At 62.2% G+C, this 15,496-nt stretch carries 13 protein-coding genes and 3 pseudogenes; 13 read left to right on the top strand and 3 right to left on the bottom strand.

Annotated features, from left to right (window positions below; genetic code table 11):
• Positions 1-22 precede the first annotated feature (22 nt).
• The 10 genes and pseudogenes from QTA57_RS05165 to QTA57_RS05120 all read left to right on the top strand — a co-directional run bounded on the left by QTA57_RS05165 (position 23) and on the right by QTA57_RS05120 (position 8,240).
• Positions 23-1,879 carry a TonB-dependent receptor plug domain-containing protein gene (locus tag QTA57_RS05165; protein WP_290153998.1) on the top strand — a complete coding sequence of 619 codons (1,857 nt, stop codon included), beginning with the start codon at positions 23-25 and terminating at the stop codon, positions 1,877-1,879.
• Between the two features lie 34 nt (positions 1,880-1,913).
• Positions 1,914-2,702, top strand: a complete 789-nt coding sequence (locus tag QTA57_RS05160) for an ABC transporter substrate-binding protein (protein ID WP_290153997.1) — start codon at positions 1,914-1,916, stop codon at positions 2,700-2,702.
• Positions 2,699-3,688, top strand: a complete 990-nt coding sequence (locus tag QTA57_RS05155) for a FecCD family ABC transporter permease (protein ID WP_290153996.1) — start codon at positions 2,699-2,701, stop codon at positions 3,686-3,688. The genes QTA57_RS05160 and QTA57_RS05155 overlap by 4 nt, the downstream gene beginning before the upstream one ends.
• Positions 3,685-4,443, top strand: a complete 759-nt coding sequence (locus QTA57_RS05150) for an ABC transporter ATP-binding protein (protein WP_290153995.1) — start codon at positions 3,685-3,687, stop codon at positions 4,441-4,443. Before QTA57_RS05155 ends, QTA57_RS05150 begins: the two co-directional genes overlap by 4 nt.
• Positions 4,440-5,087 (top strand): adenosylcobinamide amidohydrolase, encoded by a 648-nt coding sequence (locus tag QTA57_RS05145; RefSeq protein WP_290153994.1) that lies wholly within the window; start codon positions 4,440-4,442, stop codon positions 5,085-5,087. The genes QTA57_RS05150 and QTA57_RS05145 overlap by 4 nt, the downstream gene beginning before the upstream one ends.
• A gap of 61 nt (positions 5,088-5,148) precedes the next feature.
• Positions 5,149-5,886 (top strand): cobalamin-binding protein, encoded by a 738-nt coding sequence (locus QTA57_RS05140; protein WP_290153993.1) that lies wholly within the window; start codon positions 5,149-5,151, stop codon positions 5,884-5,886.
• Positions 5,887-5,894: 8 nt separating this feature from the next.
• Positions 5,895-6,485, top strand: a pseudogene (locus QTA57_RS05135) (MotA/TolQ/ExbB proton channel family protein); the annotation flags it as partial.
• A 17-nt stretch (positions 6,486-6,502) separates the two neighbouring features.
• Positions 6,503-6,883 (top strand): ExbD/TolR family protein, encoded by a 381-nt coding sequence (locus QTA57_RS05130; protein ID WP_290153991.1) that lies wholly within the window; start codon positions 6,503-6,505, stop codon positions 6,881-6,883.
• Entirely contained in the window at positions 6,880-7,266 is a 387-nt protein-coding gene (locus tag QTA57_RS05125; RefSeq protein WP_290153990.1) for an ExbD/TolR family protein, read from the top strand. Before QTA57_RS05130 ends, QTA57_RS05125 begins: the two co-directional genes overlap by 4 nt.
• Positions 7,263-8,240 carry a cell envelope integrity protein TolA gene (locus tag QTA57_RS05120; protein ID WP_290153989.1) on the top strand — a complete coding sequence of 326 codons (978 nt, stop codon included), beginning with the start codon at positions 7,263-7,265 and terminating at the stop codon, positions 8,238-8,240. The genes QTA57_RS05125 and QTA57_RS05120 overlap by 4 nt, the downstream gene beginning before the upstream one ends.
• Before the next feature lie 66 nt (positions 8,241-8,306).
• Here QTA57_RS05120 and QTA57_RS05115 read toward each other — a convergent pair whose 3' ends face one another.
• Together QTA57_RS05115 and QTA57_RS05110 are read right to left on the bottom strand one after the other, a co-directional pair.
• Positions 8,307-8,633, bottom strand: a complete 327-nt coding sequence (locus QTA57_RS05115) for a hypothetical protein (RefSeq protein WP_290153988.1) — start codon at positions 8,631-8,633, stop codon at positions 8,307-8,309.
• Between the two features lie 117 nt (positions 8,634-8,750).
• Positions 8,751-9,638, bottom strand: a complete 888-nt coding sequence (locus tag QTA57_RS05110) for a helix-turn-helix transcriptional regulator (RefSeq protein WP_290153987.1) — start codon at positions 9,636-9,638, stop codon at positions 8,751-8,753.
• 195 nt (positions 9,639-9,833) lie between these two features.
• Between QTA57_RS05110 and QTA57_RS05105 the strand changes: the two genes are divergently transcribed.
• The 3 genes and pseudogenes from QTA57_RS05105 (at position 9,834) to QTA57_RS05095 (ending at position 13,968) form a co-directional block, all read left to right on the top strand.
• Positions 9,834-10,514 carry an ABC transporter ATP-binding protein gene (locus tag QTA57_RS05105; protein WP_290153986.1) on the top strand — a complete coding sequence of 227 codons (681 nt, stop codon included), beginning with the start codon at positions 9,834-9,836 and terminating at the stop codon, positions 10,512-10,514.
• Positions 10,511-12,918: pseudogene (locus tag QTA57_RS05100) on the top strand (FtsX-like permease family protein). Before QTA57_RS05105 ends, QTA57_RS05100 begins: the two are co-directional and overlap by 4 nt.
• Positions 12,908-13,968: pseudogene (locus QTA57_RS05095) on the top strand (lipocalin-like domain-containing protein). Before QTA57_RS05100 ends, QTA57_RS05095 begins: the two co-directional pseudogenes overlap by 11 nt.
• Positions 13,969-13,995: 27 nt before the next feature.
• Here QTA57_RS05095 and QTA57_RS05090 read toward each other — a convergent pair.
• A complete protein-coding gene (locus QTA57_RS05090) occupies positions 13,996-15,390 on the bottom strand; it encodes an alpha/beta hydrolase (protein WP_290153985.1) in 1,395 nt (464 codons plus the stop codon).
• Positions 15,391-15,496: the final 106 nt, after the last annotated feature.

Genomic DNA, 15,496 nt, shown 5'->3' with positions numbered 1-15,496 from the left:
ACGGGCTGACAAGGGGGACATTATGAATAAGACACTGGGCGCCGTTGCTGCGACCCTTCTGACAACCACATCCGCCCTGGCGCAGGAACCGGTATTCCAACTGCCTGAAATCATCTTCTCGGCCGGCCTGACCGCGATCGAGGCAAATCGCACCGGCGTCAGTGTCGAAGTTGTGGATGAGGATGACCTCGACGCCGCCGGGGATGTCCAACTGTCGGACTACCTCGAAACCCTACCGGGCATTTCCGTCACACAAAACGGCCCGGTTGGTACGAACACAACGCTTCGGATCCGCGGGCTCAACGGCAACTACATCCCCGTTCTGATCAACGGGATCGACGTGACGGATCCGTCCAGCACGCAGACAAACTTCAACTTCGGAACATTGACCACAGGCGGCATCAGCCGGATTGAGGTCTTGTATGGCTCGCAGAGCGCCATCTACGGGTCCGAGGCGATTGGCGGCGTGATCAACATTACCACCCTGCAAGCGCCTGACGAGAACGGGACAGACATTATCGTGAATGCCGAGGGCGGAACCTATGACTCCTACCTCGGCGAAGTCGGCATCGCGACCCGTTTTGACCGCGGCACACTGGCCTTCAGCGCCACTCGCGTCGTGACTGACGGGTTCTCGGCCGCCGATGAAAACCTCGGCAACACCGAAGCGGATGGGTACGAATCCACGACGCTGAGCTTTACCGGCACCTATGAGTTGTCGGAGACAGTCACGATCGGCGGCAGTGTCATCTACCTGGATTCGCGGTCCGACTTCGATTCAGGCGGCGGGGCGGGCCGAGATTCCGACCGCTTCCTGACCTCAGAACAGTTGGGTGCACGGATCTTCGCGCAATTCGACGGCATCCATATCGATCATGAAATCGCGGTTCAGGCCTTTCGCATTGATCGGTCCGATCCGAACTCCACATCATCGGTGACCAATTTCGAAGGCGACCGGCTCGGGTTCTCCTATCGCGGGACAATCGACCTGGCGGGCGAACAGGGCCTTGTAATTGGGGCGGATTATACCCGTGAGGATTATCTGTCCTTTGGCACAGGCGGACGCACCGAGGCGGATTACTCCGTCGCCACGCTTCTGGGAGAGTATACCACCCGCCTTGGCAACGATGTCGATCTGGCATTGGCAGTGCGATATGACGAGCATTCGGTTTTTGGTGGCGCCACAACAGGCCGCGCCGCACTGGCGTGGCGACCTGGCGCCAACACCACGATCCGCGCATCTATTGCCACCGGTTTCCGCGCACCCTCGCTCAATGAGCTTTATGGTCCCTTTGGCGCGCCCAACCCGAATCTGCAGCCCGAAGAAAGCCGCAGTGCCGAGTTGGCCATCGAGCGCGAATTTGCGAATGGCAGGGTCGGGGCGGCTTTGTTCTATACCGAGATTGATGATCTGATAGACTTCCGAGGCGGCGGTTACATACAGGTGCCTGGCAAAACAGTGTCGCGGGGGATCGAGCTGACCGGGGAACTTGCGCTGAACGACAACTATTCGCTCTTCGGCAACTATACCTACACCGACAGTGAAGAAATCAGCGGCAATCGCCTGGCCCGCGTCCCACTACATGATCTTACTCTTGGACTACGCGCAGAGTTCAATGACCTCTGGAGCGGAACAGTCACGGTGCAGCATGTCGCCGGACGTCAGGATCGCGTGTTCGGCCCGCCACCGACCTTTGCCAGCACCCCGTTCGATATGCCCAACTATACCGTTGCGAACATGTCTCTTGGCTATGCCGTGAACGATGCGACCGAGGTATATCTGCGCGTTGAGAACATCTTCGATGAGGAGTATCAGACCACGCTTGGCTACGGCACCAGCGATAGGGCGTTTTACCTTGGCGTCCGTGCGTCCTTCTAGCCGCCCCATAAGGCTTGGCGTGGCGGCAACCTTTGTGGCTGCCGCCACACCCAGTTGGGCCGATATGCCCGGGCGTGTCGTCTCAATGAATCTCTGCACCGACCAGCTGGCGATGATGCTGGCCGCGCCGGGGCAGTTGATCTCGGTCAGCGACATTGCCACCGATCCGCTGATCTCTCCGATGCATATGGAGGCCGCGGCCTATCCTGCGAATTTTGGCGGTGCCGAAGAGATTTATCTGCTCCGCCCCGATCTGGTCTTGGCGGGCGTCTATTCCGACCCGGCGGTTGTGTCGATGCTGCGCCGTTTGGGGGTCGAGGTGGCGCAGATCGACATTGTCACCGGGCTTGATCAAGTCACCGATCGTTTGGTCGAAGTCGGTGCGCTTCTCCATCGGGAAGAGGAGGCCACCGCGCGCGCCGAAGCCTTTGAGGCCGATCTGGTTGCACTAACCCGCCCTGGAACCGGGCCGCGGGCCGCGTTCTATTACCCCAACGGCTATTCTCTGGGCACTGGCACCCTGTCTCATGAGATCCTGACCACCGCAGGGTTCCTCCATATCGCCGACGAACTGGGGCGGGACAGCAGCGGTCGCTTGGCGCTGGAGCTTCTAGCCGTGGCTGCGCCAGACGTGGTGATCAGCACCGGAACATATCCCGGCAACTCCCGATCCGAGGATATTCTGCATCATCCCGCTCTTGAGGCGCTCATCGCGGCGGGGCAGGGGCATGTTAGCGGACCCGACTGGGTCTGCGGCACGCCGCAGGTTTTAACCGCGCTCTCAGATTTGACAACCCTGCGAGACGGGATGGAGGCGGAATGAGACTGTCGCTGCTCCTCTCCGGTTTGACGGCTCTTGTCGCGGTGCTGTTCGGCCTCTCGCTTTTGGTTGGGCCGGCCGGGTTTGGCATCGCCCAAAGCCTCTCCGCCCTGCTCGGCGGGGAAGGTGAGGCGGTGACGCTCGTCATGCGCGAGATCCGTCTGCCCCGCGCCATTCTGGCTGTCATGGTCGGGGTCAGCTTGGGCCTCTCCGGCGCGGCACTGCAAGGGTTTCTGCGGAACCCCCTGGCCGAACCCGGATTGATCGGTGTCTCCTCCTCCGCAGCCCTGGGCGCGGTCCTTGCTCTCCAAACGGGATTTGCGGCGAGCTTTGCATTGGCACTGCCAGTTTCGGCTCTATCTGGCGCATTAGTCTCTGTTCTGCTCCTCCTCGTTCTGGCTGGCCCCCGAGGTGGATCGCTCACATTGATCCTCGCAGGCATCGCGATCAGCGCACTGGCCGGGGCTTTCCTCTCCTTGGTTCTCAACCTCTCGCCCAATCCTTTCGCGGTCAGTGAAATCGTGTTTTGGATGCTTGGGTCTCTTTCAGACCGATCCTTTGATCATGTGACCGTCGCTTTGCCAGTCATGCTGGTCGGTTGGGTCCTCTTGGCGAGCCTCGGGCGCGGCCTTGATGCGTTGACTCTCGGCCAAGATGCGGCGGAATCCATGGGCATCAACCTCGGCCAACTGCGCCTTAGATTGGTTGCCGGTGTCGCCGCGTCGGTCGGCGCGGCGACGGCGGTGGCTGGGGCTATCGGGTTCGTCGGCCTTGTGGTGCCGCATATTCTGCGCCCCTTTGTCGGCGCACGCCCGGGTGCCCTTTTGCCTGCATCCGCGCTTGGTGGTGCGGCGATGGTTCTTGCGGCCGACATCGCCGTCCGCCTGGTGCTCCCCGATCGAGATCTGAAACTCGGCGTCCTCATGGCGATCGTCGGTGCACCGCTTTTCCTGCATCTGATCTATAAGACGCGAAGGCAGATGATATGAGCGCGCTGACCGTCACCAACCTGACCGTTCATCGAGGCGAATGCCCGGTCGTCGACCGTGTCAGCCTGTCACTCACCTCTGGTGAGGTTGTCGGCCTTATTGGACCCAATGGTGCCGGAAAAACGACCCTATTACGGGCGATTCTCGGGCTTCAGTCTCATACTGGCCGATCCGATCTGGCCCAGATGCCGCGCCGCGAACGCGCCAAAACCGTCGCTTGGATGCCGCAAACCCGCGAGATCGCCTGGCCTGTTGCTGTGGAGACCCTGGTGCTTCTGGGTCGGGTGCCGCATCTCGCCGGCGGCGCAAGGCCCAAGCCAGACGACCATGCGGCAACTGCGCAAGCGCTTGACAATATGGGTCTCACTGGGTTCGAAACACGGCCCGCGACGGAACTCTCTGGCGGCGAACAAGCCCGCGTCTTGATCGCGCGCGTTTTGGCGCAGGATACGCCGCTTATTCTGGCGGACGAACCGATTGCCGGGCTCGATCCGGCACATCAGATCACCACGATGCAGATTTTTTCTCGGCTGGCTGCACAAGGCAAAACCGTCTTGGCGGCCTTGCATGATTTGGGATTGGCCGCGCGGCATTGCACGCGGCTGCTTCTCCTCGACAAAGGTCGCCTTGTGGCAGATGGCGCGCCGAAGGATGTCCTGACGCCTGAGCATTTGCACAGCGTCTTTGGCATTGCCGCCCATCTTGTTGAAACCGATCACGGGCTGATCTTCCAACCACTGGAGTTGACCCGATGATCCGCGCCACGCTCGACAGGCCTTGGCTGATGGCAGATTTGGGCCAACCAATGCGTGTGATCAGCTGGGCGCCCTTCCGGCCAGGGCTCGTCTTGGCGCAGCACGTATTGTGGCGTGAAGTGCGGGACGCGGACCTGCCGAAAGACCTCGACGCGATCGCATGGCTAAATCAAGAAATGACGCGGCGGGGGCCGTCAGACGCCGTGACCATGCTGACCTCGCGCAATGTCGAGAAATATACTCTAACACGGGCGAAAACTGGCAATGTAGCCGCCGATTGCCTTGCCACAGTTGGCCTCTCGAACGCTGAACGGGTGGGATATCGGCAGCCTGTCTTGGCGGAACAATATGGCACTGTCAATTTGCTGGTGGCGCTCTCTCACGGGGTGAGCAATGCCGCGATGACCGAAGCGCTCAGCATCGCGACACAAGCCCGCACCGCCGCCATCATCGCCAATGGCCCGGCTCTACCGGAAGGTGCCGCGACCGGCACCGGGACCGATTGTATCGCGCTGGCCTCTCCACCGGGCGATATCGCCTATGCCGGGCTTCACACGGATATCGGCGAAGCGATCGGCCGTGCCGTCTATGATGCCGTTGCTGAAGGCGTCACCGAGTGGATGAAGACGGAGGCAGGACGATGAAAGCATTCCCCCCAGCCGGATCATCTGCCTGACCGAAGAGACAGTCGAAACGCTTTACCTGTTGGGCGAAGAGCATAGGATCGTCGGTGTGACCGGCTATGCGGTACGCCCGCCACAGGTTCGCCGAGAAAAGCCGCGTGTCGGAGCTTTTACCTCCGCCGATATCCCCAAAATCCTTGCGTTAGAGCCTGATTTGGTCCTGACCTTCTCAGATCTGCAGGCTGATATCGTCGCGCAACTGATCCGTGAGGGCATCGCCGTTCATGCGTTTAACCAACGCGATATCAGCGGCATTCTTGCGATGATCCGCACCCTGGGCGCGCTGGTTGGCACCGGCGCGAAAGCCAAGGCGTTGGCCGCGAAATTCGAGGCCAGACTGCAGAGTCTGCGGGATATGCCGAGGCCAAACCGGCCCCGGGTTTATTTTGAGGAGTGGGACGAGCCGCCGATCTCCGGCATCGCCTGGGTCAGTGAATTGATCGAACTGGCCGGTGGAAAGGATGTGTTCGCTCATCTCCGCCAGGAGCAATCCGCCAAGAACCGCATTATCGATCCTTCCGATGTGATCGCCGCAGCGCCCGATGTGATCATCGCCAGTTGGTGTGGCAAGAAGGTGCGCCCAGAGAGGATCGCAGACCGCCCAGGGTGGCATACGATCCCAGCGGTGAAACATGGACGAATTGCCGAGATAAAGTCGCCGCTCATCCTGCAGCCGGGACCGGCGGCGCTTGGCGATGGGCTTGATGCGATCTTGGATATTCTTTGGGGTGACGCCGCAGAAAAAGAGGCAAGTGCATGACGGAGATGATGGAGTTCCTCGCGCAGGGCGGCCCAGCGATCTGGGCGATTGCCACGCTGTCGGTGATCACTTTGGCGCTCATCCTGTGGAAAACCTGGCAGCTGGCGCAGATGGGCGCTTGGTCGGGCGGCGCGGTGACAGATGAGGCCATCAGACGATGGCAAGCCGGCGAAGCGGCAGCGGGTGAGCACCTGACCGGCCGGCGGTCGTTGCGCGCCCGGCTGGCGTTGGTTGCTATGGGCGCCCGCCGCGACACCGGCCTGAGCAATGACAGCGCCCGAGAAGAAACCACCCGGGTCGCGAAATCCTTGCTGTCCGATGCGCGCGGCGGCCTCCGCGCCTTGGAGTTGATTGCAACGATCGCGCCGCTTTTGGGCTTGTTAGGGACTGTTTTGGGGATGATTGCCGCATTCCAAGCCCTGCAAATCGCGGGCACCCGCGCCGACCCCGCCACATTGGCCGGCGGCATCTGGGAGGCGCTCTTGACCACGGCCGCCGGTATGGCCGTGGCAATCCCCGCCTCGATGGCGCTGACCTGGTTCGAGAGCGTTGTGGACCGTGTCCAAGCGGATATGGAAGACGCCGCAACCCGGATCTTCACCCGCGGGCCCGCCGCATGAGCTTCCACTTCGCCATAGATCGGCCCAGACGCCGCCCGAGCCTGACGCCGATGATCGATGTCGTGTTTTTGCTTCTGGTGTTCTTCATGCTCGCGGCGCGCTTTGGCCAAGACGGTGCCTTGCCGCTGGCCGTCGCCGGGCAGGGCGCAACCTATTCCGGGCCGCCACGGCTGGTCGACATATCGCCCGACGGCCAGCGACTCAACGGGCGCGTCACAGAGATCGACGGGCTTGCCTCAGCGCTTGCCCCACTAACCGATACGCCGGGTGACACGATTATTCTGCGCGCGGTCGATGGCGCGAGTTTGCAGCGCTTGGTGACGGTGATGTCGGTTCTGGAGCAGGCTGGCTTTACGCGATTGGTGCTGGTCGAATGATGGCTTTTGGCCCGATACCCCGCCGCAAACGCGGCGAAAGCATCGTACCGATGATCAATGTGGTCTTCTTGCTGCTGATCTTCTTTCTGATGACGGCGCAGATCACCCCGCCGGAACCCTTTCCGATCACCCCACCCGAGGCAGAAGCGGAACCGGCCGAGGCCATGCCAGATACATTTTACATCGCCGCCGATGGCAGCTTTGCCTACGAAACGGCCCGAGATAGAGCCGTTTTCGAAGCCCTTCGCGGCCGCGCGCCCGATGCAGGGCCGCTGACCATTCGCGCCGATGCCGACTTGCCCGCCAGTGTATTGGCCACGCTTCTGCCCGAACTGGCCGCAAGCGGGATCACGGATATCGCGCTGATTGCGGGGGCGCCATGAGGACATTCTGGCAGGTCCCAGCGTTTCTGGCGCTTTCGGTGGCGGTCCATGCGGCGGCTTTCGTGCAACTGCCAGATGGCAGCGCGTCCGGGGCCGGACAGGGCGGCACTGATCGCGCAACGCTCGAAGCGGCATCGGGCAACATTGCCGAGATGGTCGCTTTGTGGACCCGACCGCCGGAGGTTGTGGAACCCGGTGCCCTCTCGCCGCCGCCAATGGCCCAGGAGATTATCGCGCCGACAGCGCCGGAGCCGGCCCAGACACAATTGCCACCGCCCCCCATCGCGACAGAACTGGTCACTGCGGATCGCCTGCCGCTCCGCCCCCAGGCCCCCGCACCGGCAGTCGCGCCGATGAACCAAATGACGGCTCTACCAAGCCCCGACATGTTCGACCCGATGGCCAGGCCGCGCCCTCTGGTCACCGAGAACCGGCGTCAAACGCCACCGACTGGCCTGGAGCAGCCGCTGACGCCAGATGTGCCGCCCGACGCGATGCGCGAGGTTGTCTCCCCGCTGGCCCTCGCCCGCTCGCAGCGGCCAAACCTGCGGCCCGAGCGACCGCAAAGGGTCCAACAAACCGCGCTGCAGACATCGCCGCCGCGTGCGGCGCAGCCACCGCAAGTCGCCGCTGGTTCTGGCGGCGCAGAAGCTCAAGGCCAGGCGGAAACAGCGACAGCCGCGACGCTTTCGGCCTCTGAACGGCAGAGTTTGATGGCTCGTTGGGGCGCGCAGATCCATGCGCGGATCGAGCGGCGCAAGCCGCGTGTTTCAGGGCAGGGGGTCGTCACTCTGCAACTGAGCATCGGACGGGACGGGCGGCTGCAGAGCGTTGCGGTTGCAGCCTCATCTGGCAACCTTCAGATTGACCAGGCTGGCATCAGCGCCGTGCAGCGGGCGGGGCGCTTCCCGACAGCGCCCGACGGACTTGCTGAGCCGAGCTATCGATTCAATCTGCCGATCCGGTTTCTTTGATCCTAAAAAGAACGGGGCGAAGCATTGGCTTCGCCCCGTTGCAATCCGCCTTCAAAAACGGACACCTTAGTCAGTCGCGTCGATATACATCGCGGCCAGTTCGCTGGTGGTGTAATCATTGACATTCACACCCAGGAAGTCAGCAAGTTGCTGGTTGCCTTGGTTGGCAGCGGCGCTCTGAGTCGAGATCGTTTCGGGCCCGTCGCGCAGAATGTGGCTCACAGTAATAGCATCATCATCAGCCATTGCGGTCGAGAGCTGGATCAACTCGGCAGTGGTGTAGACGCCGGGCTCAACGCCAACGGATGCGGCCAATTGTGCATCGTTTGCAAACGCTGGAACAGCCAAGGAAACGGCCAGAGCAGCACCGAGGGGAAGGATCATGCGTGTCATCAAATCATCTCCGATGTAATGGGTCAGGCCGGGCTGGCCTGCGCTTCATGATTTGAATATGACCATCGCGATCAGCCGAAACTTGAACTTGTCCGGCAAGTTTTTGAACCAAACCGTTTAGTTTGTTTTTGTCTTGCGAAATGCCGAGGGCGTCATCCCCATCGCCGCCTTGAAGCTCCGTGACAAATGCGCTTGATCCGCGAAGCCGGACGTCATTGCGATCGTCCCGAGGCTCAACTCTGGCTTCTGCAACAAGGTCTTGGCCGCATCAATCCGGCGGAGCATCACCACCGCTTGCGGCGTCATCCCGGCGCTATGTTTCAAAGCGCGGGTCAAGGCAGAGTCCGACATACCCAGATGATGGGCCAAATCCGGTGTCCGCAGCGGACCACCGATATGGTCGTCGATATAATCCAAAAGCTGCGCGTATCGCTTGGCGCTTAACCCTCCATCCTCACCATATGGGGCCGTATCGGCCGCCACATAGCGCCGGACCAGTGTCACCAAAAACACCCGCGCCAAGGCCTCAAACAGCACTGGCTGGCCCGGCCCAGGCACCTCAAGCGCGTCTTTCATCCGACCGGCCCAGTCGCTCAACTCTTCATCTTCGATCACCACCCGGCCATCCAACTGAGACCCGGTCGCCATCACCCGCAGATCACCGCGGACGAAATGGCGGATCCGATCAGGATGCACCCGAATGAGCAGAAACTTGACGGGCCCGTGCCATTCCCAGCTGGAAATCTCTCCGGCCGGCGTCACAATCATGGAGCCCGGCCAAAGGTCGAGATCGATCCGCTGCCCCTGCCGGCGATACACGCCAGTCACATGACCCGCCCCCGTCGGGACCAGCAGGCTATGCTCCAACATCGCCGTCGGTTCCAAATGGCCTGGACCCATCTCAAAGTAATCCGCACGGATCACCGGATCGGGCCCGCCGCCAGGTAACTGGGCCGAACTGAACACCGCATCCGCGAACCAAGCCGTTGGTCGATGGACTCCCATATTCCCCTCGATAATACCGAACCGTTCAGTTTAAATAGGTGTAATTCGACCGCTCGCAAGCCGAAATTTCCACCCCTTGGCAAGCTCTTGCCACTCCCTGACGCCACGGGTCAGACATCACGTGGCATCCTGACCCTTTCACCCGCGCCGATGGCTGCTAGCTTACCAAAAGACCCCCTTGCCAAGGATACCCAAGTGCTGCGCGCAACCGACCTTCACAAAGCTTACGAAACTGAAGATGGCGCGCTGCCGGTGTTGCGGGGCGTATCTCTGGCGATGGAAGGTGGGGAAACCCTGGCGCTCACAGGCGAGAGCGGCTCAGGCAAAAGCACGATGCTGCATCTGATCGGCGGGCTCGACGCCGCCGATCACGGGCAGATCGTGGTGGATGGCATAGATCTCGGCACGCTCGACGATATTGGGCGCGCCAAGCTGCGCCGCGACACGGTCGGCCTGATTTTCCAGCAATTCAACCTGATCCCGTCGCTCAATGTGATGCAGAATCTGACCTTTCAAGCGCGTCTGGCCGGCCGTCATGACGTGTCTTGGACTGACAGTTTGGCCCAACGCCTCGGCCTGGCCGATCATCTGGATCGCTACCCCGAACAACTCTCGGGTGGTCAGCAACAGCGCGTCGCCATTGGCCGAACGCTTGCCGCGCGCCCGCGCCTGGTGCTGGCCGATGAACCAACCGGAAATCTCGACGAAACAACCGGCGACATCGTGCTGGATCTCCTCTTGGAACTGGCCCGCGAAACCAATACCGCCGTCTTGATGGTGACCCACTCGCAAAGGTTGGCGGCGCGCATGGCGCGGCAGGTGCATCTTACACAAGGGCAACTGACACGCCCTGATATGGGGCAGGCCGCCCAATGACCCGCGCGGCACTCTCGGCTTTGATGTCGCATTGGCGACGGCATCCTGGGCAATGCCTCACCCTGATCCTTGGATTGGCTTTGGCTACGGCACTTTGGTCCGGTGTGCAGACGATCAATGCGGAGGCGCGCGCCTCTTATGACCGCGCCGCGGCGGTTCTGGGCCAGGATCAATTGGCTCGTCTGAGCCGCGCCGATGGTCAGCCAATCCCGATTGCCGACTACGTGGAGTTGCGCCGGGCGGGCTATCTCGTCTCACCGGTGATCGAGACGGAGTTACGCGGGCCTGGCGCCCGATTGCGACTGTTGGGCATTGATCCGCTGACCGCGCCGCCGCAAGCGCAAGCGCCGGATTTCACCGATGATGACATCGCGTTTGACAGCTTTCTCGCCGCGCCTGGCCGCTTGATCGTCTCCGCCGAGACCGCCAGCCAGTCTTTGCCGCCGGATCTGCCGCCGTTAATCATCTCCGCCGACCTCGCCCCCAACACCGCGCTCACCGATATAGGAACGGCCGCGCGGCTGAGCGGTCAGTCGGACCCGTCTTATCTCTTGGTCGCACCGGCGCAGCCTCAGGGCCTCGCCCCCCTCGCCGAGGCCGCGCCCAACTTGATCCTGACCGCGCCGCGCTCTGGCGACGATTTGGGGCGGCTGACCGATAGCTTTCATCTGAACCTCACCGCCTTTGGCCTTCTGGCCTTCGCCGTTGGCCTCTTCATCGTGCATGCCGCCATCGGCCTCGCTTTCGAACAACGCCGCGCCAGTTTCCGCACGTTGCGCGCGCTTGGCCTGCCGCTCAGGCGTCTGATCACACTGCTGGCCCTGGAGCTCACCGGATTTGCCGTGGTTTCAGGCCTCATCGGCATCGCGCTCGGCTATGCGATCGCGGCGGCGCTCTTGCCGGGTGTGTCCGGCACGTTGCGCGGCCTATACGGCGCAGACATCTCCGGCCAGCTCAGTTTTCAACCGCTTTGGGCCGTCGCTGGCATGGGGATCGCCCTCCTTGGAACCGCAACTGCCTCGATCCAAGCCTTGTCGCGGGTCGCGCGGTTGCCACTTCTTGCCCCGGCCCAGCCCCGCGCTTGGGCGCTGGCCTCAAACCGAACGACGCGGCGCCAATTGGCGACTGCCTGTCTGCTCTTCCTCGTCGCAGCCGGCCTTGCTCTGTTCGGCCAAAGCCTGATCGCTGGCTTTGCCTGTCTCGCCGCGCTTCTGATCGGCGCGGCCTTGGCCCTGCCCGCGTTGCTCGCCGGTTTGCTCCGCCTCACCAACCGCCTCGCGACCACACCCTTTCGCGAATGGCTGCTGGCTGACACACGGCAACAGCTCCCCGGCCTCTCGCTGGCGCTGATGGCGCTGCTTCTGGCGCTCGCGGCCAATATCGGCGTCTCCACCATGGTCGGCTCCTTCCGAGGCACCTTCACCGGCTGGCTGGATCAGCGTCTCGCGTCAGAACTCTACATCACCGCCCGCAGCCCAAGCGAAGCGCAGGACATAACCGCCTGGGTCACGCCGCAGGTCGACGCCGTCTTGCCGATCATCTCCGCACCTCTCTCTCTCTATCAAAGGCCCGGAGAGCTTTACGGCATCGCCGATCACGCCACCTATCGCGATCACTGGCCGCTGCTCGCTGCCGTGCCAGATGTCTGGGACCAAATCGCAACCGGCCAAGCCGTTCTGATCAATGAACAGCTTGCCCGGCGCGAGGGGTTAACCCCGGCGATGTCGTGGCGCTGACCCCGGGCTGGTCTCTGCCGATCGCGGGCGTCTATTCGGACTACGGCAACCCCGAGGGCCAAGCGATCATTGGCCTTGATCTCTTCAACGCCCGATTCCCAGATCTGGCCCATCGTCGGCTGGCCCTGCGTCTGGCACCAGAGGATGTCCCCGCCTTGGCGGAGGCGCTTCGGGCCGCGTTCAACCTGCCGGGTGCCAATGTGGTGAACCAAGACCAGATCAAGCGCTTCTCGCTCAGGGTCTTTGAACAAACCTTCCTCGTCACCGGGGCGCTCAACATTCTCACGCTCGGCGTGGCCAGTTTCGCCCTCCTGACCAGCCTTTTGACCCTCGCGGGCCTTCGTCTGCCGCAATTGGCTCCGATCTGGGCGCTTGGCCAAACCCGCCGTACATTGGCGCAAGCGGAGTTGATCCGAACGGCGCTTTTGACCTGCTTGACCTTCATCTTGGCGATCCCCGTGGGCCTCGCCCTGGCGTGGGTGCTGCTCGCGGTCGTGAATGTCGAAGCCTTTGGTTGGCGTCTCCCGATGCAAGTCTTTCCCGCGGATTGGGCCCGCCTCGGTCTCTATGCGCTCCTCGCCGCGCTATTGGCTGCCGCTTGGCCCGCCTGGCGCCTTGCTCGGATCGCGCCAGCAACTCTTTTGAAGGTTTTTGCCCATGAACGTTAAAGCCGTCCTTGCAGCGTTCATCTTGACCGCAAATCAGGCTCTATCCCAGGGCTTTGCTGGGCTCGGCACCGAAGCAGACGGCTTCGCGGTCCCCGCCCCAAATCCAGAATTCTCTTTCCCGGCCGATCACGGGCCACATCCTGAGTACCGGATTGAATGGTGGTACCTGACCGCGACGCTGTCTGGCGCCGATGGTCGGGATTACGGCGTGCAATGGACTCTGTTTCGGTCCGCGCTCCGGCCCGAACCCGCGCAAAACTGGGACGCGTCGCAACTCTGGATGGGTCACGCGGGGCTCACCACATCCGATGCCCATTATCATGCGGAGCGTCTGGCACGCGGCGGCATCGGGCAAGCTGGTAAACATCCGAACCGTTTGAAGCCTGGATCGATGACTGGAGCATGATCTCCACAACATCGGCAGGAAACGATGCGCTCTCCGCGCTGAGCCTGACCGCCCGCGGCGCGGATTTCGCCTATGATCTGTCCCTTACCGCAACCGGCCCGCTAATCTTTCAGGGCGACGGCGGCTATTCCGTCAAATCCGCCGATGGACAGGCCAGCTATTACTATTCGCAACCCTTCTACGAGGTGTCTGGCGAGTTGATTCTGCCGAGTGGCCCTGTCGCTGTGACAGGGACCGCCTGGCTCGACCGCGAATGGTCATCGCAGCCGCTCTCCGAAGATCAGAACGGGTGGGATTGGTTCTCGCTGCAATTCGCCGACGGCGCACGGCTGATGGGGTTTGGCCTCCGCTCCGCGACGCGGCCGGTTTACACATCGGCCACTTGGATCACAGCCGATGGCAGAGCAACGCCGTATCCCGATGGTGCCCTGCGCCTTACCCCGCTTAACACCACATCTGTGGCGGGCCGGGAGGTGCCGACGGAGTGGCGCGTCGAGTTACCGGCGCGGGGCGTAAACATCGAGACACAACCGGTGAACGCCCAGAGCTGGATGGCGACAAGCTTTCCCTATTGGGAAGGGCCGATCCGGTTCAGCGGCAGCCATCAGGGGATCGGTTATTTGGAAATGACGGGTTATGAATAGACCCTGAAAAGCGGTTTAGAGCCGTTTTTAGGGCAAGATCGACCCCAAAGGTAGTCGCACCGCAAGCAGCCAGGCCAAGGCGACGCCCAGCCCAAGCCCCATCGCGAATGCCGATCCGGTGCGTCGCCCGACCCACCCGCCAACCACCCCGAAGCTAAGATAGAAGAACACCATCACCGGCAGAAGTGCGAAGAGGAAGAACAACTCTTCCCCGCCCAATACTGCGGCTATGGCCAAGGACGCGAGAAGCGCCAAACGCACCGCCCAGCGCCGCCAGGCGCGGGCCCGCCCTGCCTGGCTGAGCGCCGCGTCGGCCACCATCGTCAGCACCGCACCCGGCAAGAGCGCCGCCATGACCAGCCAATGCCCGCCTTGCGGCAAAAACCCGGTGACGTAACGGTCCAAAACGATGCCAATCGTGAGGAGCCCATATCCCGCCACCGCCAGGCCGGGCCACACGCCCCGCAGTTGTGGCATGTCACCTTCCACGGTCAAGCCGACCAGGACCAACGCGCCGAACAACGCCAGATGCAGCGCCAAATAATCCGCAGCCACAGCGGATAACAGGCTCGTTTCGACCCAGAACAAGGTCAAAGGCGTCAAAATCATCGGTGCAAGCGCCAAGCTCCAGAACGCGCCGGATGGCACCTCCGGCAAGACCCGCCCGGCGGGCAACAGATCGGCCAGGGGCAACCCGAGCACGACAATACCCAGCACGATCAAGAGAACCGGCGCCGCGATCGAAGCAATCCCGTTGCGATAGGGCCGCCCAAAACGGGTGTTCAACCAATCCCGCGTCTCGCGCAATGTCACCGGAGTATAGAGCAGGCCGGCCCCCGCCATCAGCGGGACTGAAACGACTCGGCCCGAGATGACATCGTCGTCTGCTGCTGTCTCATCTGTGATCCAGCCGCTGAGCAGCGGCCACACATCTCCCTGAAATCCATTAACCAGGAGGAGATTGTCAGACACCCCGGATGGCACCTCCACATCACTCGGTAGTGACAGGGCAATCACCGCCGCAACGCGGTCATCCACCTCCGCTTGGTGCACCGCGACTTCTGCGCCTAAACGATAGCCAAGAAGCGCGAGACGCCCGTCGGCACCGGGCTGTGCCAATGCAGCGGTACTCACCGCAGCCAGTTCGGCCCGCAATTCTTGCAGGCGCGGCACACCAGAGTTTCGCCCATGTCCTAGGGCATCATAACTGACGGTGATGTATCCGGCCCGGGCCAGAGTAAGTTGCAGCGGCTGCATCGCCTGGCGCGTCATGCCGACCCCATGCGCCAAAACGACGACCGGTCCGACCGTTTGCGGCACACGCATAATGGTCGCTGGCGTGTCGCCAACCATCAGCGGCATGATTTCGAGCCCCGCGCGGGGCCGTTCTACCAGAAACAGGCCCAGCCCGATCGAGAGCAAGGCTACCAAGACAGCCAGGAGATTTCGCAATAGCACGCGGCGCCCTCACAACCGGACTAACCATCGATCACCAAGCATAAATACCCCTGCCGCAAAGCCAATTGGG

This window comes from Fontisubflavum oceani, assembly GCF_030407165.1.
GTDB classification, from domain to species: domain Bacteria; phylum Pseudomonadota; class Alphaproteobacteria; order Rhodobacterales; family Rhodobacteraceae; genus Rhodophyticola; species Rhodophyticola oceani.
The sequence above is the reverse complement of the archived record's forward strand: the minus strand, read 5'-3'. Positions and strand labels throughout refer to the sequence as shown.